The sequence below is a fragment of the Kitasatospora sp. MMS16-BH015 genome (genome assembly GCF_002943525.1).
Lineage (GTDB): Bacteria > Actinomycetota > Actinomycetes > Streptomycetales > Streptomycetaceae > Kitasatospora.
In genome coordinates this window covers 6,013,494-6,035,848 of record NZ_CP025394.1, presented here as the reverse complement: position 1 = coordinate 6,035,848, position 22,355 = coordinate 6,013,494, and the positions used below count along the sequence as shown (strand labels likewise).

At 71.3% G+C, this 22,355-nt stretch carries 19 protein-coding genes and 1 pseudogene; 1 reads left to right on the top strand and 19 read right to left on the bottom strand.

Going from position 1 to position 22,355, the window contains the following annotated elements:
• Nucleotides 1–429 precede the first annotated feature (429 nt).
• The 16 genes and pseudogenes from dprA to proS all read right to left on the bottom strand — a co-directional run bounded on the left by dprA (nt 430) and on the right by proS (nt 16,513).
• Nucleotides 430–1,632: a DNA-processing protein DprA gene (gene dprA / locus CFP65_RS26060; protein ID WP_104818474.1), complete on the bottom strand. Its 1,203-nt coding sequence runs from the start codon at nt 1,630–1,632 to the stop codon at nt 430–432.
• A gap of 417 nt (nt 1,633–2,049) precedes the next feature.
• Nucleotides 2,050–3,711, bottom strand: coding sequence for a YifB family Mg chelatase-like AAA ATPase (locus tag CFP65_RS26055; RefSeq protein WP_104818473.1), 1,662 nt, complete (start codon nt 3,709–3,711; stop codon nt 2,050–2,052).
• A 1-nt stretch (nt 3,712) separates the two neighbouring features.
• On the bottom strand, nt 3,713–4,429 hold the full coding sequence (locus tag CFP65_RS42585) for a YraN family protein (protein ID WP_371682463.1): 717 nt from the start codon (nt 4,427–4,429) through the stop codon (nt 3,713–3,715).
• 153 nt (nt 4,430–4,582) lie between these two features.
• Entirely contained in the window at nt 4,583–4,909 is a 327-nt protein-coding gene (locus tag CFP65_RS26045) for a DUF2469 domain-containing protein (RefSeq protein ID WP_057232326.1), read from the bottom strand.
• 44 nt (nt 4,910–4,953) lie between these two features.
• On the bottom strand, nt 4,954–5,556 hold the full coding sequence (locus CFP65_RS41205; RefSeq protein ID WP_254552569.1) for an NUDIX hydrolase: 603 nt from the start codon (nt 5,554–5,556) through the stop codon (nt 4,954–4,956).
• A 322-nt stretch (nt 5,557–5,878) separates the two neighbouring features.
• Nucleotides 5,879–6,718, bottom strand: coding sequence for a signal peptidase I (gene lepB, locus CFP65_RS26035; protein WP_254552568.1), 840 nt, complete (start codon nt 6,716–6,718; stop codon nt 5,879–5,881).
• A 310-nt stretch (nt 6,719–7,028) separates the two neighbouring features.
• On the bottom strand, nt 7,029–7,931 hold the full coding sequence (gene lepB, locus CFP65_RS26030; RefSeq protein ID WP_254552567.1) for a signal peptidase I: 903 nt from the start codon (nt 7,929–7,931) through the stop codon (nt 7,029–7,031).
• Between the two features lie 239 nt (nt 7,932–8,170).
• Nucleotides 8,171–8,998 carry a signal peptidase I gene (gene lepB / locus CFP65_RS26025; RefSeq protein ID WP_254552566.1) on the bottom strand — a complete coding sequence of 276 codons (828 nt, stop codon included), beginning with the start codon at nt 8,996–8,998 and terminating at the stop codon, nt 8,171–8,173.
• A gap of 661 nt (nt 8,999–9,659) precedes the next feature.
• A pseudogene (lepB, locus tag CFP65_RS41200) lies at nt 9,660–10,409 on the bottom strand (signal peptidase I); the annotation flags it as partial.
• A 347-nt stretch (nt 10,410–10,756) separates the two neighbouring features.
• Nucleotides 10,757–11,107, bottom strand: coding sequence for a 50S ribosomal protein L19 (gene rplS, locus CFP65_RS26015; protein WP_104818470.1), 351 nt, complete (start codon nt 11,105–11,107; stop codon nt 10,757–10,759).
• Nucleotides 11,108–11,260: 153 nt separating this feature from the next.
• Nucleotides 11,261–12,079, bottom strand: coding sequence for a tRNA (guanosine(37)-N1)-methyltransferase TrmD (gene trmD, locus CFP65_RS26010; protein WP_104821124.1), 819 nt, complete (start codon nt 12,077–12,079; stop codon nt 11,261–11,263).
• Between the two features lie 5 nt (nt 12,080–12,084).
• The gene (gene rimM / locus CFP65_RS26005; RefSeq protein WP_104818469.1) at nt 12,085–12,759 is read right to left on the bottom strand and encodes a ribosome maturation factor RimM; all 675 of its coding nucleotides are present in this window, start codon (nt 12,757–12,759) and stop codon (nt 12,085–12,087) included.
• A gap of 148 nt (nt 12,760–12,907) precedes the next feature.
• Entirely contained in the window at nt 12,908–13,147 is a 240-nt protein-coding gene (locus CFP65_RS26000) for an RNA-binding protein (RefSeq protein WP_030306741.1), read from the bottom strand.
• A gap of 2 nt (nt 13,148–13,149) precedes the next feature.
• Nucleotides 13,150–13,575: a 30S ribosomal protein S16 gene (rpsP, locus tag CFP65_RS25995; protein ID WP_104818468.1), complete on the bottom strand. Its 426-nt coding sequence runs from the start codon at nt 13,573–13,575 to the stop codon at nt 13,150–13,152.
• A 462-nt stretch (nt 13,576–14,037) separates the two neighbouring features.
• Nucleotides 14,038–14,616, bottom strand: a complete 579-nt coding sequence (locus CFP65_RS25990; protein WP_104818467.1) for a hypothetical protein — start codon at nt 14,614–14,616, stop codon at nt 14,038–14,040.
• A gap of 484 nt (nt 14,617–15,100) precedes the next feature.
• Nucleotides 15,101–16,513 (bottom strand): proline--tRNA ligase, encoded by a 1,413-nt coding sequence (gene proS, locus CFP65_RS25985; protein ID WP_104818466.1) that lies wholly within the window; start codon nt 16,511–16,513, stop codon nt 15,101–15,103.
• 212 nt (nt 16,514–16,725) lie between these two features.
• Here proS and CFP65_RS25980 point away from each other — a divergent pair, with 212 nt between their 5' ends.
• Entirely contained in the window at nt 16,726–17,577 is an 852-nt protein-coding gene (locus tag CFP65_RS25980; RefSeq protein ID WP_254552565.1) for a class I SAM-dependent methyltransferase, read from the top strand.
• Between the two features lie 21 nt (nt 17,578–17,598).
• Here CFP65_RS25980 and ftsH read toward each other — a convergent pair whose 3' ends face one another.
• From ftsH to ffh, 3 genes are all read right to left on the bottom strand, one after another.
• Nucleotides 17,599–19,500 (bottom strand): ATP-dependent zinc metalloprotease FtsH, encoded by a 1,902-nt coding sequence (gene ftsH / locus CFP65_RS25975; RefSeq protein ID WP_104818465.1) that lies wholly within the window; start codon nt 19,498–19,500, stop codon nt 17,599–17,601.
• A 165-nt stretch (nt 19,501–19,665) separates the two neighbouring features.
• The gene (locus CFP65_RS25970) at nt 19,666–20,184 is read right to left on the bottom strand and encodes a GNAT family N-acetyltransferase (protein WP_104818464.1); all 519 of its coding nucleotides are present in this window, start codon (nt 20,182–20,184) and stop codon (nt 19,666–19,668) included.
• 103 nt (nt 20,185–20,287) lie between these two features.
• Nucleotides 20,288–21,853 (bottom strand): signal recognition particle protein, encoded by a 1,566-nt coding sequence (ffh, locus tag CFP65_RS25965; protein WP_104818463.1) that lies wholly within the window; start codon nt 21,851–21,853, stop codon nt 20,288–20,290.
• Nucleotides 21,854–22,355 lie beyond the last annotated feature (502 nt).

Sequence of the window (22,355 nt, the reverse complement as noted above, 5' to 3'; positions counted from 1 at the left end):
ATCGCACTCTCCGAGGTGAGGCCGGCGGGAGCGGAGTCCGCCGGGATCGGGACGGTGCCGCCGGGGTCTCGGCGGGCGGCGGGTGGACGGACCCCCAAGCCTGTGGTGGTGTCGTCCTTGGCACCGAGGGACGACCGCCCGGGCTGTCGGGCCAGGCTGGTCGCCCGTTGCGCCTTCGCCTGGAGTTCGGCGGCGGGTCGCGCCTCTGCTCCTGGCCCTCCCGAGGACCGGCCGCCTCCGGTCACCCTGCGTCCGGGGATGTGTGTGGGCATACGTGGGTCTGCGCCGTTCTGCCGAGTCATGTGCTGATAGGAAGCCTATGCGAGCGTAGCGTGACCGAGTCGCTGCAATGCGCTACCGCCACTCGGTCGTCGCTCGATCCGGTGGAGCACGGCGTGCGACACGCCGGACGAGCCCTCACCAGCAACATCACGCCCGCCGCAGCGCTCGCCAGTGCGCACCGCACCGCTCGACGAACCCGAGCGAACCCAATTCGTAGAGCCGCTGCAGGACTTCGTCCGCGGACAAGCCCGCCTGCCGGGCCAACCGCTCGACCGGTGCACCCTCGGCGGTGGCCGGCACCGCCTCGAGTACCCGGGCCACGACGGGCTCCAACAAATCCCTGGGCAACACCGGCCCGGAGTGTCGCGGCGCGAGATCCTCGCCGATCGCCCCGACCAGCTCGCTGATCTCGGCCGCGTCGGTCACCAAGACCGCCTCCCCGCTGCGGATCAGGTGGTGCACCCCGGCGGAGAGCTCCGAGGTGACCGGCCCGGCGACTCCCATGGTGTGCCGGTTGAGGTCCCGGGCGCGTCTGGCCGTGCTCAGTGCGCCGCTGCGCACGGCTGCTTCGACCACCACCGTTCCTCTGGTCAGCGCGGCGATCACGCGGTTCCGGAGCACGAACCTGAACCGGTTCGGGTGCTCCCCCGGCGGCAACTCGCTGGCCAGCAGCCCCTGGGCGGCGATCCGCGAGATGAGCTCCGCATTGCCCGGCGGGTAGGCGACATCGACCCCGCAGGCCAGGATCCCCACGGTGACACCACCCACCGCGAGGGCCCCACGGTGCGCGGCGGCATCGATCCCGTACGCGGCCCCGGAGGCGATCACCCAGCCGCGCTCGGCCAGTTGGGCGGCCAACTCACCCGCGACGTGCGCGCCGTACGACGTGCAGGCCCTGGCCCCGACTACGGCGACCGACCGCAGCGCGAGCAACCTCAGCGAACCGGCGCCCCGCACCCAGAGACCGATCGGGCGGCTGTCGCCGAGATCGTCGAGTTGGGACGGCCATTCACTGTCCCCCGGAATGATGAACCGTCCACCGAGCAGACGTACCCGTTCCAGGTCTCTGTCCGGGTCCAACGTGGGCAGTCGGGCTTGGTAGCCGGCCAGTCTGTCGCCATCGAGGTCGAGGAATCCGGGGACGGTCTGCCCCCGGATCGCCTCGATCAGGGTGGTGGCGTTCACCCGGGTCAACCATCGCCCGATGGTCGAGTCACCGGGCTCGCTCAACCGGCAGAGCGAGGCACGGGCCCGGCGCTCGGCAACGACGACGGCTTCCTGCCGGACGGGCGGCTCCTCTGGTGTGGCGAGCGGGAGTCTGAGCTGAGAGCGGTTCACCTGCGCCTCCATAGGCAGTGGGTTCGGCGGTACGGGGTGACGGCTATACGGGGCGACGGGGTGACGGCGGCTCCGTCGGTTGACGGGATCGGTGCGGCGCAGCCGGCGGCGGTCTGACGGGTCAGTTGAGCGAGTCCCGTTGCGGGGCGAGGCGAGCCCGGGGCGGGGCGAGCCGGGGCGGGGTCGGGTGGAGCGGCACCAGGTCGGAGCCGGATCTCCCGCCGCCCGCCCGAACGACCGATCGCTGGTGTCCGGCGCACACGGGCACCCGCCAGGCGGCCACTGCTTGGTGAACCGGTGTGACCGCTGCGCGGCTGGCCACACGGCCGCCCACGCAGCGGACCGGAGCCCGTCATGGGGCCAGCTGCGTCACGCGGGTGGGCTGGCCGAGGTGGCGGGCCCGGCTTCACCCTGGTGGTGTCAACCGGCTCAGGGCTCGGCGCCGAGGTCGGTGTCGGGGTCCTCGTAACAGCTGGCCGTCGCACCGATCAGGGGGCGGCCACGGACGAAACCGGTGCGGAGCATGAGGGCGGTCTGGACGTCGAAGCGGGTGGGTTGGTCGTGGCCGGAGAGGTCGGCGACTGTCCAGGCGACACGGAGGACGCGGTCGAGGCCACGGGCGGTCAGGAGGCCACGTTCCAGGTCGCGTTCGGCGTCCGTGAGGGCGCCGTGGTCGGGTCTCCAGCGGGTGCGGAGGGTGTGGCCAGGCACTTCGGCGTTGGTGCGCCACGGTGTGTCGGCGTAGCGGGTGGCGGCTCGGTCTCGGGCTGCTCTGACCCGGGTGGCCACCACCTCGGTGGTCTCGCGGTGGGCGAGCGTGCCGAGCAGTTCGGCGCGGGTGACCGGCTCGACCTCGACCTGGAGGTCGACGCGGTCAAGCAGTGGGCCGGAGAGCCGGCCCTGGTAGCGGTTGACCATCGTGGGAGTGCACTCGCAGCCGCCGCCTCGACGGGAGTGTCTGCCGCAGGGGCAGGGGTTGGCGGCGAGGCAGAGTTGGAATCTGGCGGGCAGTCGGACGGTGCCCGCAGAGCGGGCGATCGTGACCTCTCCGGACTCCAGGGGCTGGCGGAGTGCATCGAGAACACGGACCGAGAATTCGGGGGCCTCATCGAGGAAGAGCACGCCTCGATGGGCCAGGGACACGGCTCCGGGGCGGGGTTGACTGCTGCCACCACCGACGATTGCGGGCATGGTCGCCGAGTGGTGGGGCGCGTAGTAGGGCGGGCTTTCGATCAGGGGGCGGTCGGGAGGCAGCAGCCCCGCGACGGAGTGGACGGCGGTGACCTCCAAGGCTTCGGTCTGGGTGAGCGGCGGCAGCAGGCCGGGGAGCCGCTCCGCGAGCAGGGTCTTGCCGGCTCCCGGCGGACCCTTGAGGTAGAGGTGATGGCCTCCGGCGGCAGCGATCTCCAGGGCCCGGCGGGCGGTGTCCTGGCCGACGACGTCGGAGAGGTCGAGGACGGGCTGTGATTCCACGGGCCGCCCGTGGAGGACGGAACCCGGCAGCCGCAGCCCGGAGAGTGCGGCTTGGGCGGGCTCGGCGGGCCCGCCGGACCAGGGCTCGGTCTCGTCGGGCACCGGGGCACCGGTGAGCAGGGCGACCAGCTGGCGCAGACTGCGGACACCGAGGACGGTGACGCCCGGGACCAGTGCGGCCTCGGCTGCCGTCTGCTCGGCGACCACCACTTGGCGGTAGCCGGCCTCGGCCGCCGCGATGACGGCCGGCAGGATGCCCCGGACCGGGCGGACCCTGCCGTCCAGACCGAGCTCGCCGATGATGAGCAGGTCGGCGATGGAGGACGGATCCAGCCGCTCGGCGGCGGCGAGGACGGCGCAGGCCACGGCCAGGTCGAACCCGCTGCCGCTCTTGGGGACGGACGCGGGGCTCAGGCCGACCGTCAGCTTCCGCTGCGGCCACTTCTCCCCGCTGTTGACGACTGCAGCCCGGACACGGTCGCGGGCCTCGGAGAGGGACTTGTCGGGCAGACCGACCAAGGCGAAGGCCGCGAGGCCGGGCTCGAGGTCGGCCTGGACCTCGACGACCACGCCGTCCACCCCCAACAGGGTGACCGAGCAGGTGCGGGCGAAGACCATCTCAGACCACCCCCCGCAGGTGCTCGACGAGAGCCGGCCCCTTCGCCGGGTTGACGACCGCGACGAGGTCGATCCGCACCCCGCCGGGCGGGAGCGGCACCACCCGCTCGGACCCGAGCGACTCGAGCCCGGGCAGCGCCGGCGGGGGCGGCTCGGGTGCGGGCACCGATCCGCGCCGTGCCTTGGCGCTGCGTCCTCGCTTGGACTGGGGTCGTCCGGCAGCGACGGGCGGTGGCCCCGCCTGCGCTGACTCCGCCGACCCGGGCCCCGCCGACCCCACTCCCGGCGGCTCGGGACCTTTCACGGCCCCGGGCTCCGGCCCGGGCACACCGCTGTCGGCCGAGCCGACATCACTGGTGTGCTGCGCGGACACCTCGGCGGGCGCGCCACGCGCCGCAGGCCCTCCGGTGGGGACGAGGCTGGCGAGTGCCTCGAAGTGGACGGGCCAACGCTCGCCCAGCCAGCGCTCGGCGAGCCGGCGAAGGCGCTCTGCCTTGGCCTGGTCGATGGCCTCGCTAGGCTGCTGGAACCCGCGCTCGGAGCGGGTCTTCACCTCGCACACGGCGAGCGTCTCGCCCTCCAGCGCGACGATGTCGAGCTCACCCTCGCCGCAACGCCAGTTGCGTTCGAGGATGCACAGCCCTTCTTCGACGAGCCGCCGGACGGCGACCTCTTCGCCGTACCGACCAAGACCGATGTTGGAGCTCTGCACGGTCATCACCTCCTGGGCGGGAGGTTGCCGTGCCGGCCCGGCGCAGGCCAGAGACTTCTTAATTCCTGTGGATAACTACGGGTTGTGGATAACGCATGTCACCCACAAGAGTGAGAATCGGGTAAATCTCTGGACATTGCGCCGAGAGTCGACTCACTGTCAGTTGCCGAAGGACGCGTCGTCCGAGGGCAGCTCCAAATCACTCTTGGCGAGTTCCTCGATATTCACGTCCTTGAAGGTCAGGACTCTCACCTTGCGGACAAACCGGGCGGGCCGGTACATGTCCCACACCCAGGCATCAGCCATCGACACCTCGAAGAACACTTCCCCCTGGACCGAGTGCACCTGCAGCTCGTAGTCGTTCGTGAGATAGAAGCGCCGTTCGGTCTCGATCACGTATTTGAACAGGCCGACGACGTCCCGGTACTCCCGGTAGAGCTTGAGCTCCATCTCGGTCTCGTACTTCTCGAGGTCTTCGGCACTCATTCAGGCGTCCCCTCAACTCGTCACGTCCACCCCATTGTGGACCACTACACCCCTCCGGAGAGCCTTACCGGCAGGACTGGCGGGCCGTCCGTCAGCAGCTGCTCCAAGAACTCCCCCAGACCGCTCGGGTAGACCGTCTCCCGGGTGGCCATCAGTTCCCGCACCGTCCACCACTTGGCGGTCAGCAGCAGTGCGTGCTCCTCCGGCTCGTCCGCGCCGCCAGGACTGTCGGAGCCGGTACCGAAGCCGGGGCCGGTACCGAAGCCGGAGCCGGTACCGAAGCCGGAGCCGGCGCCAGAACCGGTGCCATAGCCGAGACCGGAGCCGACGACCGGTTCCACCCCGGCCCCCGCGCCCAGGACCCGCGCCAGGTGGAAGCACTGCTCCTGCTCGTACCGCCGCCCTTGGAAGGAAAAAGCCACCGTGTCGTACGCCACCACCGGCCCGAGCTCGATCTCCCGAAGCCCTGTCTCCTCGGCCAGCTCCCGCAGCGCCGCTTCCCCGGTGCTCTCGCCCGGCTCGAGTCCGCCGCCAGGCGTGATCCACCAGTCCACCCCGGGCGTGGCCGGGTCCGTCCCGCGCAGGAGCAGCAGGCGGTCCTCGCCGTCCAGCAGCAGGACCCGCGCCGCGCGCCGCCGCTCAGTCACCACCCCGGTCACCTCCCGAGGCGCCCCGTACTCCGGCCACAGTGTCCGTTCCGGTCCCGGGTTCGGTGCCAGAGACGACGCCGGACCCGAGCTTCACCGGCACCCTACGCCTTCGGCCGTGCCCGCCCGCTCGGTCACGCCCGCGCTCGCGGCTGCGCCCATGCGCTCGGCCGCGCTTGGCCCCTCGGTCGCACTTGGCCTCTCGGCGGCACCCGTGCTGCCGATCACTCCCGAGGTGCGCATCGCGGCTGAAGTGCGCGTCACCGACCGGCGTCCGGCCTCGACCGACTGCGCCGGACCGTCGTCCACCGGGCGAGGTTGGTCAGCGAGCCTTCCGGCTCCGGCCCGCGACCCAGCGGCCGAGCGAGACCAGTCCGCCCAGAACGGAGGCCAGCACGATGAGTGCGGCACCACCGATCATCGCGTAGGAGGCCGGCTCCAGCGGGCCGGGGCCGGAGGCCACCGCGCCACCGAGGCCGTCGAAGGCCGTGGTGCGGTGCTGGACGGCCATCCGGCCGAAGGGCCAGGCCGTGCCGGCGACACGGCTGCTCACCTCGGTGGCCGGGATCGTCCCGGCGGAGACCGCCAGGTGGGAGCGCGAGTCGAGGGACACACCCCGGTCGTCGCCGAGCAGGAAGAGACGGCCTGCCGGCACCTGGATGCTGAAGTTCACCGAGAGTCCGGGCGCCGGACTCAGGTAGCCCTCCTGGATCGGCTTGCCGTTGACCGTGAGGTGCCCGACGCTGTCGCCGTAGGCGACGGTGTCGCCGCCGACGCCGACCACCCGCTTGACCATGGTGTCGGTGCCCCAGGTGAGGTCGCGGAAGACCACGATGTCGCCCCGGCCGATCTCGTCGGGGGTCACCGTACGTGCCAGCACCGTGTCACCCGGGTTCACCGTCGGGCTCATCGAGTTGGTGGGCACCTTGTACGGCCGGTAGTTCAGCGCGATCACCGCGAACCCGCCGACCATCAGGACGAAGCCAAGGCCGATCACCAGACCCTGCACCAGGCCTGCCACGCGTCGGCCCGCACCGGTCGAAGCCTGTGCGGCGGCCGGTCTCTCCACCACGCTGCTCATCGCCACCATCCGTTCCTGGTCCGCCCGCGCGGTGAAGGAGTCCACCGTGGCCGGGCCGGGAAGGCCGACGGGCCGCGGCACGTGCGAGCAGATTACTCACCAGTACCACGGCCCGCGCAAGACCTCTCGGCCGAACCGAGACACTCCGGCGCCGAGCAGCTCAGCATGGAGCGTTCCAGCCGGGGACGTTCCAACACGAAACACCTCCCCACCGGACACCCCACGGCGGAGCGCCTCCCCACCGGACACCCCAGCACGAAACGCCCCCGCACCAGACGCCCCAGCACGGAACGCCCCCGCACCGGACTCCTCGACCCGGAGCACCTCAGCGCGAAGCGCCCCGGTCGAGGTCACTCCGTCCCGAGGCGCTCCGGTAACACTGCGGCCGGCGTCAGCGCCGGTACCGGCGCAGCCACCAGACTGCGGGCACCGCGAGCGCCGCCCCGGCGGCCGGCGGGGCGAACGGCATCGCGGCCGCCAGGCCCTTCTGGTCGAAGGTGTCCGGCACCGGCAGGGTCGCCCAGTTGCTGATCGGCCAGGCCACCACGAAGGCGCGCCCGATCACGTTGTCCACCGGCACGGAGCCGCCGCCCGGCTGATCCTGGTGGAAGCGGGAGTCGAGCGAGTCGTTGCGGTGGTCACCCATCACCCAGATCGAGCCCTTGGGCACCTTGATCGGCCCGAACGGCTTGTCGCCGCAGGGGGTGGCACCCGGGTAGACGTACGGCTCGTTCAGCGCGACCCCGTTGACCTTCAGCGGCCCGGTGCCGTGGCACTCGACGGTGTCGCCGCCGACTCCGATGACCCGCTTGATCAGGTCCTTCTCGTTGGCGGACGGCATCAGCCCGATGAAGCTGAGCACGTCCTGGAGGCCCCGGACGAAGGCGTTGTTGTTCTGCTGCACCGGCTCGTCGTTCAGCCAGCCGCCCGGATCGTGGAAGACCACGACCTCGCCCCGCTCGGGTTCGGCGCCGAACCAGGGCGTGAGCTTGTCGACCAGTACCCGGTCGCCGATCTGCAGCGTGTTCTGCATCGACCCAGACGGAATGGAGAAGGCCTGGACGAAGAACGTCTTGATCACCAGCGCCAGGATCAGCGCGATGCCGATCAGGATCGGCAGCTCCTTCCAGAAGGAGCGTTGCTTCTGCTCCTTCTTGGCAGGCCGCTGCTCGGCTCCCTCACTCGTGGCCTCGGCCGAGCCGTCCTCGTGCGGACCGTCCATCTGCCCCGAACCTCCTTCGGAGCCTTCGGGCTCGGGAGCCCCTGAGCGGGCGCCGATCACCAGATCCCCCACAACATCTCCTCCCTGCTGCGCGGACGCCTGTGCGCCCGCTCTCACAGTGCCGCACAGCGGGCACCACGCTCTGTGGCCGACCGTCAACCCGCCTCAGGATTGCCCGTCCTGGGCACTCCTGACACCAGCGCAGCCTTCGGAGGCAACCGGACCGTACACCGAGCACTCCAGCACTTCTCTATCACTCCCGGCATCCGGGCCCACGCTCCCACACGGGAGCCGGCCCGAAGCCAGGACGATCAACCGTCGGAGCCGACACCCCGCTCAGCCGTCGGCCTCCGCCGGACAGCGAACGGAATGACGCCCAACACACCCATAACGAGCGGAGGTTCCGAGGGCACCGGGTTGTCACCCGGACTTTCCGGACCACCGCCGGAGCCCGGTGGCCCGAGCGCCGCCACTCCCAGGGCACCTGCGGAAACGCCCGCCGCCCGTACCGGAAGCGAGGAGAGTGAACCAGGAACGTCGAGTTGACGCACCCGCTGGATCGGCCAAGCGATCACCACCGCGCGACCGATCACATTACCCATCGGGATCGTCCCGCCACCGGGATTACCCATGTGGTACCGCGAGTCCGCCGAGATGTCGCGGTGGTCCCCCATCACCCACAGCCGCCCGGCGGGCACGTCCACCCTGAACTGCTGCCTCGACGGAGGGTTGCCCGCCGCCAGGTAAGGCTCGTTCACGGGCTGGTCGTTGACGAGCAGGCGTCCCTGGTCGTCGCAGCACTGGACGGTGTCCCCCGGGACACCGATCACCCGCTTGATCAAGTCCTGTTCGTTGTCCGAGGGCAGCAGCCCCACGTACGAGAAGACCTTCTTCGTCGCCCGTAGCACCGTCCCGTCAGAGGAGCCCTTGTGATCCGACTCCAGCCAGCCACCCGGGTCCTTGAAGACCACCACGTCCCCACGCCCGGGCTCGCTGCCGAACCACGGCGTGAGCTTGTCCACCAGGACGCGGTCACCGATCTGGATCGTCTGCTCCATCGACCCGGACGGGATCACGAAGACCTGCACCAGGAAGGTCTTGAGCATCAGGGCGACCACCAGCGCGACCACCAGGATCACCGGCACCTCGCGCAGCAGCGAGCGCCGTCGGCGCCGTCGGGCGCGCACCGCCGTCCGCCGCCGCTCGGCCCGCCCACGGCCAGGAGTCGCGGGGCGGTCCGGCGCCGTGTCGGCAGCTGCGCCGGGCGAGGCCACGTCGGGGTTGTCCGTACCGAGCCCACCCGGGCTGCGGCCGGCCGTACCAAAGCCAGCTGCACCGATACCCGGCCCACCGACCCCGGGCACACCAACCGTGGGCATACCGAACTCGGCCGCGTCGACCTCAGTCGCGCGGGTTCGCACAGGACGGCTCTCGGTCGGGCCGGCTCCCGCCGCATCGGGGGTAGCCGGCTTGGCTCTCTCCCCAGCGGGCTCGGCCGTCCGGCCCTTACCCCTGGTGCCCATCGACGTTCATCCCCCCGCCTGTCCCCTCGGGCCCTTCGGTTTCGTCCGGTACCCCGGCCGCCCGTACCGCTGTGCCATCCGTACCGACTACGTCACCTGCACCGGCCACGCCGGCACCCGCACCCGCACCCGCACCCGCACCCGCACCCGCAGCGATCGAGACGCCGACGGAAGCCCGCCCGCCACCCACCGGACCAGCGTCGTGCTGCCCACCCGGCCGTGCCCCGACTGCGGGCGACCCGGGTGCCCCGGGTGCCCCGACCGTACGAACCCCTGCGCCGTGCGGTGACGTGCCGTCCAGCGCGGCGAATGCAGCGGGCCGCTCCAGCGAGGTCCAGTGGCCGACCGGGAAGACGATCCAGTCGGCCCGGCCGATCACCTTGCTCTCCGGCACGAAGCCACCGCCCGGCTCGCCGAGGTGGTCCCGGGAGTCGCGGGAGTCGCCGCGGTGATCACCCATCACCCACAGCTTCCCGCTCGGCACCACCACGTCGAACGGTACTCGGGAGGGGATGTCGCCCGGATAAAGGTAATCGCCTTCGGCGAGCGGCACTCCGTTGACGGTGATCCGCCCGTCGGCTCCCGAGCTGGTCACCCTGTCCCCGCCCACCCCGATCACGCGCTTCACGTAGACCGAGTCACTGCCCCAGAACAGCCCCAGCCGGGAGAGCAGCTGCCGGGCCGTCCCCGGTTCGGCGGCGTACGGCAGGAAGGAGCCCGTTCCGTCGAACACCACCACGTCCCCGCGCCGGACGTGGCCGCCGAAGGAGTACGCGAGCTGGTTCACCAGGATCCGGTCCCCCGTCCGCAGGGTGTTCTCCATCGACCCCGAGGGCACCGCGAACGGTCGCACCACGAACGCGTTGACCAGCAGCAGCACCAGGACCGCCACCCCGAACACCTTGAGGATCCAGGATGACGACCAGTACGAGACCCCCGCCTCAGCCGATTCGGTTTCCTCGGACGGATCGGATGCATCCGACTGCCCGGACGCACCCGGCTCCGCCAACGCGCCCAGCTCCGCCAACGCGCCCAGCTCCGCCAACGCACCCGGCTCCGCCGACGCACCGGCGGCCAGCGGGCCGGCTCCCCCCGCTCCCGGCCCGGCCGTCGTGGCAACGACCGTCGCAGGAACGGTCACCGCGGCCGTCGCGGGAGGAGTCACAGCAGCAGTCACCGTCGCAGTCGCAGTCGCAGCAGCTTCCGTCCCGGAAACGACCGCGGACCGCGACAGCGAGCCCGTACCCGGAGGTACGGAGCTGCTGTCGCGGTCCGCGATTGGCTCTTGCGTGCTCATCGGGGCTGAGCTTATCCCCAAGGGGATCAGCCCGGTCAGAGCGGACCGGGCCCCCGGACGGACCGGGGGCCGGCGGATCAGCGGTCGCGCTTCTCCTTGATCTTCGCGGCCTTGCCGCGGAGGTCACGCAGGTAGTACAGCTTGGCGCGGCGAACCGCACCGCGGGTCACGACCTCGATCTTCTCGACGACCGGGGTGTGCACCGGGAAGGTGCGCTCCACGCCGACGTTGAAGCTGACCTTGCGGACAGTGAAGGTCTCGCCGACGCCCGAGCCGTGGCGGCGGATGACAACACCCTGGAAGACCTGGACACGGGAGCGGTTGCCCTCGATGACCCGGACGTGAACCTTCAGGGTGTCACCGGCGCGGAACGCCGGGATGTCGCTACGCAGCGAAGCCGCGTCGACAGCAGCGAGCTTGTTGCTCATGATGCTCTCCATCGCAGACGCCACGGGCCGCCTACGGAATTTCGTCACAATGGGTTTTGCTGCGGGTCGTACCGGCGGGCGGCGCACCCCCCGTGGCGAGGGCGCCGTGCCATCGGCTCCTACGGGAGGAGCCCAACGACAGACAACAGCCGCCTATTCTTCCACAGCATCGGCCGCAGCCCGAAATCGGCCGAGCCGCTCGTCCCAGAGCAGGCCGAGGATGCTGAGCGCCTCGCGGTCCTTCTTGTCGAAGGAGCCGTTCTGCCAGCGGGCGACCAGGTCGGGCCGGTTGGCCAGGGTGCGGGCGAAAGCCTGCTCGCGCCGCCACCGGGCGATCTTGCCGTGGTGGCCGCTCAGCAGGATCTCCGGCACCTCGCGGCCCCGCCACTCGGCCGGCTTGGTGTACACGGGCCCCTCCAGCAGGTCGGCCATCGCCCCGGGCGCGAAGGAGTCGTCCTGGTGCGACTCGGCGTTGCCGAGCACCCCCGGCAGCAGCCGGGCGATCGCCTCGACCATCACCAGGACGGCCACCTCGCCGCCCGCCAGCACGTAGTCGCCGATCGAGGCCTCGACCACCGGCATCCGGTCGGCCGCCTCCTCGATCACCCGCCGGTCGATCCCCTCGTACCGGGCCGGCGCGAAGACCAGCCACGGCTGGGCCGAGAGCTCCTGGGCCAGCGCCTGGGTGAACGGGCGCCCGCTCGGAGTGGGCACCACCAGGGTCGGCACCGTGCCCTCGGGCCCCTCGGCGAGGACGGAGTCCAGCGCGGCCCCCCAGGGTTCCGGCTTCATGACCATCCCGGGCCCGCCACCGTACGGGGTGTCGTCGACCGTCCGGTGCACGTCCGTGGTCCAGCCGCGCAGGTCGTGCAGGTGCACGTCCAGCTGCCCGCGGGCCCGCGCCTTGCCGACCAGGGAGACGTTCAGCGGCTCCAGGTACTCCGGGAAGATCGTGACGACGTCGATCCGCATCTCGCTCACGCGTCCGCGCCCTTGTCGTCAGCACCCTTGTCACCAGCACCCTTGTCGCCAACGTCAGCGCCAGCGCCCTCGCCGTCACCAGAAGCAGCGTCACCGGAAGCGGCGTCGGCAGCAGCGGAGGAAGCCTCCGCTGCCTCCTCGCGGCCGGCGACCTCGGCCCGCTCCGGGTCGATGAGCCCCGGCGGCGGGTCGATCACGGCGCGCTGGTTCTCCAGGTCGATGGTCGGGACGATCCGCTCGACGAAGGGGATCAGCACCTCGGTGCCGTCCGGCCGCTTGACGTTGAGCAGGTCCTGGTAGGGCAGGTGGATGACCTCGGCGAGCTCGCCCACCAGGGTGCCGTCGAGCAGGACGACGTCCAGCCCGATCAGCTGGTGGTCGTAGTACTCGTCCGGGTCCTCCGGCGTCTCCTCCGGGTCGACCTCGGCGATCAGGATGGTGCCGCGCAGCGCCTCGGCGGCGTTGCGGTCCTTCACCCCGGCGAACCGGAGCAGCAGCCGGCCGCTGTGCACCCGGCCGGACTCCACGGTCAGCGGCCCCGCCGAGGCGGGGTCGGTGAGCACGACGGCACCGGGCCCGAGCCGCAGCTCCGGCTCATCGGTGCGGACCTCGACACTGACGTCGCCCTTGATGCCATGGGCGCGGCCGATCTTGCCGACGACGAGCTGCACGCTGATCGCTCTCCTGAGGTTGCGCTGAACGTGGAAAGAAGAGGAAGAAGAGGGGAGGGGAAAGCAGGAGGAAAAGAAAGTGGGGCAAGCAGAAGGCCGGTCGGGACGCGATGCGTCCCGACCGGCCCAAGACTGACTGCTGTTCGCGTCAGCGAATGCTGTCCACGTCGACCAGGTCGACCCGGACGTTGCGACCGCCGAGGGCGCCGACCACGGTGCGCAGTGCGCGCGCCGTACGGCCGCCCCGGCCGATCACCTTGCCGAGGTCATCGGGGTGAACGCGCACCTCGATGGTGTTACCCCGCCGCAGGTTGCGCGAGCGCACCTGCACCTCGTCGGGGTGCTCGACGATGCCCTTCACCAGATGGTCGAGGGCGTCCTCGATCACGATCAGGCCTCGGTGGTCTCGGCGTCAGCCTCGACCTTGTCCGACTTCTTGGCCTTCGGGGTGATGGCAACACCGGTGGTGCTGTCCTCGAAGCCGGCGACGGCCTTCGCGAAGAGGTGGCTGAAGTCGGTGACCTTGGGCTCGGCGACCTTCAGCGGCTCCGGAGCCGGGAGGCCCTTGAACTTCTGCCAGTCACCGGTCAGCTTGAGGATGGCGAGCACGGGCTCGGTCGGCTGGGCGCCGACGGACAGCCAGTACTGGGCACGCTCGGTGTCGACCTCGATCTTCGAGGGGTTGTAGGTCGGCTGGTAGATGCCGATCTCCTCGATCGCGCGACCGTCACGCTTGGTGCGCGAGTCGGCAACGACGATGCGGTAGTGCGGGGAGCGAATCTTGCCGAGACGCTTGAGCTTGATCTTGACTGCCACGGGAGTGGATTCTCCTGGTGTTGACGTGGGTGAGCAGCCACCATCATCGCGTGGGGTTGCGAGAGGGGCCGTTCAAGGGACACGCCAGCCGTAGGAGAGAGGGGTCCTGCTCGGCTGCCGAGTACTCAGCTGTCCATTCTGCCATACCGGGGTCGATGACCCTGACCGCACCCCGTCAGCAGCAACCGGCCCACGGGGAATCCCCACCCATGGGCAGCAAGGAGCGACAATCGGCTCGACCGAGGGTGCTGCACCCCCGGCCCAGCCGAGCCAGGTATGACGTGAAGCCCTGAAGCGTGAACCTGAAACATGGAGCACGTGCGTGGAGCTGTAAGAGCGGTGAAACGGTCGAACACGGTGGACGACGGGCCCGCCCCGGCCGGGCCCGCGCCTACCCGCACCCGTTGGACGACCGCGCGATCCGGAGGCCCGGAAGGGCGGCCACACGATCCGGAACGGCGATCACGCGATCCGGAACGGCTGCTGGCAAGCGCCGCAGACGATCGACGCCTGGGCGAGCACCGACGGCACCACCCGGACGTTCCGACCACACCCGCAGACCGCCTTGACCCGCACCCCGCCGCCGGACGAACCGTGCCGGGCGGCCGGCCCGCGGAACGCCCGGTGCGTGCCCTCGCCGGCGACGGCGAGCTGGTGCGCTCCGAGAGCTCTGTCGAGCCGCTCGATGGTGGGGGCGTACCGCTCCTGCGTCTCCGAGAGCATGGTCACCTGGGAGAAGCCGCTGCTGGCGTGCGGCTCGATCGGGTGCGCCAGGCCGAGCTCGGTGGCGAGCAGCAGGAAGCGGCGGTTGTGGTAGCGGCCGGCCCGCGAGGTGTCGCGGATGTCCCGCGCCGCGGCCAGACCGTGGGCGGCCTCGTGCAGCAGGCGCTCGAAACCGAGCTGCGTGCCGCAGGCCGAGGAGGACTCGCCGATCAGCGCCTCGGGAGAGGCGAGGTCGGGGAGGTCCTGGTGATGGGCCTGGATGTCGCTCCAGGCGGCGGCCAGTTCGGCCGCGAGAACGAGAGGCTGTGTCGTGCTCACGCTATGCCAACGATGGAGTGAGAGCCGATGTTCCGCGTGTTCCGGTCCGCCTGGATTTCCCAGCGAACTCTCAGGAATGGACAACCGTGCGCGAATTGCGCTCCGCGTATCTGACGCAAGACCAACCCCCTGCAACTCTGGGCCCGGCGATTCTCGCCGACCTGTCGGCACCGCCCCGGGACCGTGCCCGGCTCCCACGGCGTACGGCCCGTGGCGCTGTCGAAATTGACAGGGCCACGGGCCGTACACCGTACCGCTAGTTCAGCGGGTCCGGGAGTTGACTGGTCAGTAGTCTCGTCCGGATGCCGATATCCGGTAGAACAATCAGCCTATGGGCACGTGAGTGCTCGACTTTCGGACCGGTCCGACAACATCACCTCGAAGTCGGCAACAAGCGGCCACCGGAACCGAAAGGTGTCTGACGGTTCATCAGTCCTGACCGTGGGTGCTCGGAAATGACCCCCCGGGCAGGCCCGGAGGCAGATCAGTAGGCACGCGCGACGATCGCGACGTTGCCCTCCTGGTCGTCCGTGGCCGGCACCGAGCCGTCGGCCGCGACGATGCAGCGCACCGAGACGCTCTGCTCCGCCAGCTTGGCCTCGCCCTCGGGGCCGAGGTCGGCCCAGGAGATCCGGCCCCAGCCGGTCTGGGCGGCCTCGACGGCCTCCTCGATCGTCTTGACCTCGACCGTGCGGGCCTCGCGGCGCTCGCGGGACTCGCGCAGCAGCTGCGCCTGATCCTCCTCGAGGATGCCCGGCAGCAGCGCGGCCAGACCGTCGATGGAGACCGGCGCCTTGCCGCCGGGGATGCGGCGGGCCAGCATCGCGGTGCCGTTCTCCAGGTCGCGCGGGCCGACCTCGATGCGCAGCGGCACGCCCTTGAGTTCCCAGTCCACGGCGCGGCGGCCGAACGGGGTGTCGGTGCGGTCGTCGACCACCGTGCGGATGCCGGCGGCCTCCAGCTGGGCGCCGATCTCGCGGACCTTGGCGATCACCGCGTCGTCGCCCTTGATGGCGAGCACGACGGCCTGCACGGCGGCCAGTCGCGGCGGCACGCGGAGCCCGTTGTCGTCACCGTGGGACATGATCAGGCCGCCGACCATGCGGGTGGAGACGCCCCAGGAGGTCTGCCAGACGTACTCGCGCTCGGCACCGGCCAGCTGGTAGGTGGTGTTGAACGCCTTGGCGAAGTTCTGGCCGAGCTCGTGGCTGGTGCCCATCTGCAGGGCCTTGCCGTCGCCCATCATGCCCTCGAGGGTGAGGGTGTTGATGGCGCCCGCGAAGCGCTCCTTCGCGGTCTTGCGGCCGAGCACCACGTCGATGCCCAGGACGTTGGTCATGAAGTCGCCGTAGACGGCGGTGTGGATGTGCGAGGCGTAGTCGCGGGCGTCCTCGTAGGTGGCGTGGGCCGTGTGGCCCTCCTGCCAGAGGAACTCGGTGGTGCGCAGGAAGACGCGGGGGCGCAGCTCCCAGCGGACCACGTTGGCCCACTGGTTGATCAGCAGGGGCAGGTCGCGGTGGCTCTGCACCCACTTGGAGAAGTACTCGTTGATGATCGTCTCGGAGGTGGGCCGGACGACCACCGGCTCCTCGAGCTCCTTGCCGCCACCGTGGGTCACCACGGCGAGCTCGGGGGCGAAGCCCTCGACGTGCTCGGCCTCGCGGGTCAGGTACGACTGCGGGATGAACATCGGGAAATAGGCGTTCTGGGCGCCGGACTTCTTGATCCGCGCGTCCATCTCCTGCTGCATCCGCTCCCACAGGCCGTAGCCGTACGGTCGGATGACCATGGTGCCGCGCACCGGACCGTTGTCGGCCAGCTCGGCCTTGTTGATCAGATCCTGGTACCAGCGCGGGAAGTCGTCCGCCTGGGGGGTGAGAACGGGTGCCTTAGCCATGGGGCGAATGCTACGGGGCGCCGGGCCCCGACCGTGAATCAGCCCGGACGGTGGCACGCGCCCCGGCGCCCGCCCGGGGCGCACGCCCGGCGCGCTCGCCGACTCGCGGCACACCTCTGGACGGCGGCGCCGGGCCACTGTTGGCTGGAGTCGGGGCGGAACATCTGGGGGGAGCCGGAGGCGAAGGTCCACGGACCGGATGGGAGGCCGCGATGGCTTCGGTGCAGGTACCCGGCACGACCGCGCAGCGACCCCGCGGACACGGCGGCGGCGCGGCGTTCGGCTGGGCGCGCGACTGGGCGGAGATCCAGGAGCGCACGCTCGTACCGCTCTACCAGGCGGTGTACGAGCGGCTTGAGGTCGGTCCGGCGACGAGCCTGCTGGGCCTGGGCTGCCGCTCGGGCCTGGCGCTGCTGCTCGCCGCCGCGCGCGGCGCGCAGGTCGCCGGGGAGGAGCCGGAGGCCGAGCTCCGGGAGCTCGCGCGGGCGCGCGGGCTGCTCGTCTCGGCGGGTGGGTACGAAGCGCCGGGCGCTCGAACGGGCCCCGCGCTCCCCCGCTCGGCCCATTCCCTGGTCACGGTTTTCGACCGGCTGCCCGGCTCGGCCGATCCGGCCCGGCTGGTGGCCGAGGCCGCCCGCCGCACGCTGCGCGGCGGGCAGGTGGTGCTCGCGGTCTGGGGCCCGCCGGAGCGGTGCGAGAGCGCCCCGGTGCTGGAGGTCGCGCAGCGGCGCGGGCACGCGGTGACGCCGTTCGCGCTCAGCGGGCCCGGGGTGCTGGAGGAGCTGGCCGTCCGGGCGGGCCTGCGGCCCGCCGGCGGCGGCCTGGTGAGCTGCCCGTTCGCCTACCCGGACCTGGAGAGCGCGGTGCGCGGGATGCTCGCGACCGGTCTCTACCGCTCGGCGGTGGAGGACTCCGGGGCGGCGCTGGTGGCCAAGGAACTGGAGGAGTCGCTGCAGCCGTACGTGGCGGCGGCCGCAGACGCGGCCGCCGACGGCCCGGGGGCGGCGGGCCCGGTGCGGATGGCGAACGTGTTCCGGTACCTGGTCGCCGAGCAGCCCGGGTGAGCCGCCCCCGGAGGGGTGCGCCTAGCGGGTGATGCCCGCCGCGCGGTAGGCGTCCTCCTCGTCGAGGGTCTCGGCCTCCAGCAGGGCCGCCGTCAGTGCGTCCAGCCGGTCGCGGTGCTCGGTGAGGAGGCGCACCGCGTCGTCGTAGCACTCGGCGACGATCCGGCGGGCCTCCTCGTCCACTGCGTCCAGCGTGGTGGGGGCGGCGGAGAGCCCGTACGCGCCCTGGCTGTCGTTGGGGATCGCGGTGAGCCGGCCGACCCGCTCGCTCATGCCCCAGCGGCCGGCCATCGCGCGGGCGATGTTGGTGACCTGCTCCAGGTCGCTCTCCGCGCCGGTGGTGATCACCCCGTAGACCACCTGCTCCGCGGCCATGCCGCCGAGCGCGCCGATGATGCGGCCGCGCAGGTAGGGCTCGGTGTAGGAGTAGCGGTCGGTGTCCGGGGTGGAGAGGGTGACGCCCAGGGCCCGGCCGCGCGGCACGATGGTGATCTTGCGGACCGGGTCGGCGCCCGGCTGGAGCATGCCGAGCAGGGCGTGGCCGCTCTCGTGGTACGCGGTGCGCTCGCGTTCGCTCTGCGGCATGACCAGCGGGCGGACGGCGCCGAGCTGCACCTTCTCCAGGGCGTCCGAGAGGTCGGCCTGGTCCACGGTGTCCTGCTTGCGCTTGACGGCCAGCAGGGCGGCCTCGTTGACCAGGTTGGCCAGGTCGGCGCCGGTCATCCCCGGGGTGACCTTGGCGACCTGGTTCAGGTCGGTGGTCTTGGCCAGCGGCACCGTCCGGGTGTGGATCTTCAGGATCGCCTCGCGGCCGTCCCGGTCCGGCGGGCTGACGGTGATCCGGCGGTCGAAGCGGCCGGGGCGCAGCAGGGCGGGGTCGAGGATCTCGGCTCGGTTGGTGGCCGCGATCACGATCACGCCCTCGGAGCCGGAGAAGCCGTCCATCTCGGTGAGGATCTGGTTGAGCGTCTGCTCGCGCTCGTCATGGCCGCCCATCCCGCCGCTGCCGCCGCGCTGGCGGCCGATGGTGTCGATCTCGTCGATGAAGATGATCGCGGGGGCCACCTTGCGGGCCTCGGCGAACAACTCGCGGACCCGGCTGGCGCCGACGCCGACGATCATCTCGATGAACTCGGAGGCGGAGGCCGAGAAGAACGGCACGTCCGCCTCGCCGGCCACGGCCCGGGCCAGCAGGGTCTTCCCGGTGCCGGGCGGACCGGCCAGCAGCACGCCGCGCGGCATCTTGGCGCCGAGCTTGCGGTAGGTCTGCGGGTGCTTCAGGAAGTCGACCACCTCGGTGAGCTCGGCCTCGACCTCGTCGATGCCGGCCACGTCGGCGAAGGTGGTGCGCTTGCCCTGCTCGGGCGCCACCGGCTTGGGCGGCGCCTTGCGCCCGAGCGCGCCGGCGCCCATGCCGCCGGACATCCGCCGGGCGATCAGGATCCAGATCACGATCAGCAGCAGCATCGGCGCCAGCGAGATCAGCAGGTTGGCCAGGAAGCTGCGCTGCTGGACCACGGGCTCGGCCGTCACCTCGACGCTCTGCTGCTGGAGCGTGGTCCAGAGGTTGTCGTTGACGAAGGTCGGGCGCTGGGTGGTGAACTCCGTGTAGGTGCCCTTGCCGCCGTCCGGCTTGGGCGCGGCGCTCTTGAGGGTGCCCTCGATCGCGTCGCCCTTGGCGTAGATCTTGGTGATGTTGCCCTTGCCCAGCTGGGCGTTGAACTCGGTGTACGAGACCGTGGTCGACCCGCCGTTGCCGAAGAAGCTCAGCAGCAGGTCGGAGACCAGGAACACCACCAGCGCGGTGAGCACGAGACCGGCCCAGCCGCCGGGCATCTTGCGCCGGGGCGGCGGCGGGGGCGGTGCACCCTCGGACCGCCAGGGCTGGTCGGGGGTCTGACGGGGCGGTACGGGAGTGGTCACCTATCGGACAATACGGACAACTCCGGGGGCGATCCATCCGCAACGCCGCTCGGCCGGCCCCGCGCCCGCGCCCGCGACCACAGCGCCTCGACCAGTCCCACGCCCGCCACCACGGCGCCGCTCGCCCTGCCCCACGCCCCTGACCACAGCGCCGCCCGGCCCGCGCTACGCCCCCGGCCACTCCTCGGCCGTCAGCGCGAACCGCTCGTGGTCGCGCCAGGCCCCGCCCAGGAAGAGCATCCGGGGGGTGAACCCCTCGTGCCGGAAGCCCAGCCGCTTGGCCATCGCGGTCGAGCGCTCGTTCTCCGGCTGCACGTTGATCTCCAGCCGGTGCAGCCCGAGGCCGCCGTCCTCCGGCCGGGCGAAGCAGCTGTCCAGCACCAGCCGCATGCCCTCGGTCATCAGCCCCTTGCCCACGTACGGCAGGTAGGAGTCGTAGCCGAGCGCGCCGTTGCAGAACCGGCCCATCACGATGTTGGCCACGTTGCACTTGCCGACCAGCCCGCCGGTCTCCGCCTCGAAGATCAGGAAGGTCCGCAGGCCCGCCCCCTGACGCGCCAACAGGTCGGTCAGGCCGTGCGGCTCGACCGGGTTCCACCGCCCGATGTGCTCGGCGGAGCGGATCACCGCGTCGGCGTAGAGCTGCTTGTCCTCGGGCCTCGGCGCCCGGATCGTCACTCGCACCCCACCATCATCGCGGCCGCCGCGGCCCGGACGGAAGCGGGAAACGGCCGGTGGCCGCCCCCGTCGCACGGGAGCGGCCACCGGCCACGCGGATCCGGGACCGTCAGAGCAGGTCCTTGAACTCCTTGGGCAGCTCGAAGTCGGCCGGGCCCTTGCCCGCACCGAGGCCGAACGCGCCGCCCGGCGCGGCCTGGGCGTCGGCACCCGGGCCGAGCGCCCGGCGCTCGGCGGCCGCGGCCTCCTCCTGCGCGCGCTTGAGCGGGTTGCCCGACTTGCGCTTGCCCTTGGCCTGCGGGGCCTTCTTGCCGGACTTCTTGCCGCCACCGCCCATGCCCGGGATGCCCGGCATACCGGGGATGCCCTTGCCGGAGGCCATCGCGGACATCATCTTGCGGGCCTCGAAGAAGCGCTCGACCAGGTTGTTGACCTCGCCGACGCCGACGCCCGAACCCTTGGCGATGCGCAGCCGGCGCGAGCCGTTGATGATCTTCGGGTCGGTCCGCTCGGCCGGGGTCATCGACTTGATGATCGCGCCGACGCGGTTGACGTCCTTGTCGTCGATGTTGTTGATCTGGTCCCGGATCTGGCCCATGCCCGGCAGCATGCCGAGCAGCTTGGAGATCGAGCCCATCTTCTGGACCTGCTCCAGCTGCGACAGGAAGTCGTCCAGGGTGAAGTCCTTGCCACCGCCCTGGAGCTTGGAGGCCATCTTCTCGGCCTCGGCCTGCGAGAAGGTCTGCTCGGCCTTCTCGATCAGGCTGAGCATGTCGCCCATGCCGAGGATGCGCGAGGCCATCCGGTCCGGGTGGAAGGCGTCGAAGTCGTCGACCTTCTCGCCGTTGGAGGCGAACATGATCTGGCGGCCGGTGACGTGCGCCACCGAGAGCGCCGCGCCACCGCGGGCGTCGCCGTCGAGCTTGGAGAGCACCACACCGGTGAAGTCGACGCCCTCGAGGAAGGCCTGCGCGGTGGTGACCGCGTCCTGGCCGACCATCGCGTCGAGGACGAAGAGCACCTCGTCCGGGTCGACCGCGGCGCGGATGTCCGCGGCCTGCTGCATCAGCTCGGCGTCGATGCCGAGGCGGCCGGCGGTGTCGACGATGACGACGTCGTGCTGCTTCTGCTTCGCGTACTCGATCGCGTCGCGGGCCACCTTGACCGGGTCGCCGACGCCGTTGCCCGGCTCCGGGCCGTAGAAGGCGACGCCGGCGCGCTCGGCGACCACGCCGAGCTGGGTGACGGCGTTCGGGCGCTGGAGGTCGCAGGCGACCAGCAGCGGGGTGTGCTTCTGGCTCTTCAGCCAGTGGCCGAGCTTGCCCGCCAGGGTGGTCTTACCGGCACCCTGGAGACCGGCGAGCATGATCACCGTCGGGCCGGTCTTCGCGTACCGGAGCCGGCGGGTCTCGCCACCGAGGATGTTGATGAGCTCCTCGTTGACGATCTTGATGATCTGCTGCGCCGGGTTCAGCGCGGCGGACACCTCGGCCGTCAGGGCGCGGTCCTTGACCTGCTTGATGAAGGCCCGCACCACCGGCAGCGCGACGTCGGCCTCGAGCAGGGCGATCCGGATCTCGCGGCAGGTCGCGTCGATGTCCGCCTCGCTGAGGCGGCCCTTGCCCCGGAGGTTCTTGAACGTCGCTGCCAGACGATCGGAGAGAGTGTCGAACACGTCGGTCGCGGTCCCTTGTGGCTTCGGTACGGGTACGGTCGTCGCCCCCAGGGTATCCGGCCGCCCGAGGCGCGGTCTCCACCCCGGGCGGCACGGGCTCCCGGGCCCCCGCCCACGGCGATCACGGTGGCGGGTGGGGCAGCGGGGCGCAGGGCCGGTTGCCAAGTCCGGCAGATGGCAAATGCCGAGGTCAGGATGGAGATCGCCACACCGTGTCAATCCTCCGGTGACCTGGCTGACAGATTCACGTCATGAGGTTGTCATTTCTTGCCGAGCCGTCCGCCCGACGGCTTACGGTCGGAGGGGGACTCCAGGCCATCACAGTCCCCGGCCCCCTCCGCCCGACCGAAGGGCTCCTCGGTGCACCACTTCTTCCTGTCCCTGCTGGCCGCCTTTCCCGCCCTCGACATCGACTGGCCCTGACCCGGCACCGGCCGGCCGCCCCCGGCGCGGCGCGCCTTGCCAGCTTTGGCAGCGTTGGTAGGGTGACGCCGGTCGCTGG

Excerpts from the sequence above, each read along its gene's own strand:
- dprA (WP_104818474.1), bottom strand. The coding sequence starts at position 1,632 with ATGGAGGCGCAGGTGAACCGCTCTCAGCTCAGACTCCCGCTCGCCACA.
- CFP65_RS26055 (WP_104818473.1), bottom strand. The coding sequence starts at position 3,711 with ATGGTCTTCGCCCGCACCTGCTCGGTCACCCTGTTGGGGGTGGACGGC.
- CFP65_RS42585 (WP_371682463.1), bottom strand. The coding sequence starts at position 4,429 with ATGACCGTGCAGAGCTCCAACATCGGTCTTGGTCGGTACGGCGAAGAG.
- CFP65_RS26045 (WP_057232326.1), bottom strand. The coding sequence starts at position 4,909 with ATGAGTGCCGAAGACCTCGAGAAGTACGAGACCGAGATGGAGCTCAAG.
- rplS (WP_104818470.1), bottom strand. The coding sequence starts at position 11,107 with ATGAGCAACAAGCTCGCTGCTGTCGACGCGGCTTCGCTGCGTAGCGAC.
- trmD (WP_104821124.1), bottom strand. The coding sequence starts at position 12,079 with ATGCGGATCGACGTCGTCACGATCTTCCCGGAGTACCTGGAGCCGCTG.
- proS (WP_104818466.1), bottom strand. The coding sequence starts at position 16,513 with ATGGCTAAGGCACCCGTTCTCACCCCCCAGGCGGACGACTTCCCGCGC.
- CFP65_RS25980 (WP_254552565.1), top strand. The coding sequence starts at position 16,726 with ATGGCTTCGGTGCAGGTACCCGGCACGACCGCGCAGCGACCCCGCGGA.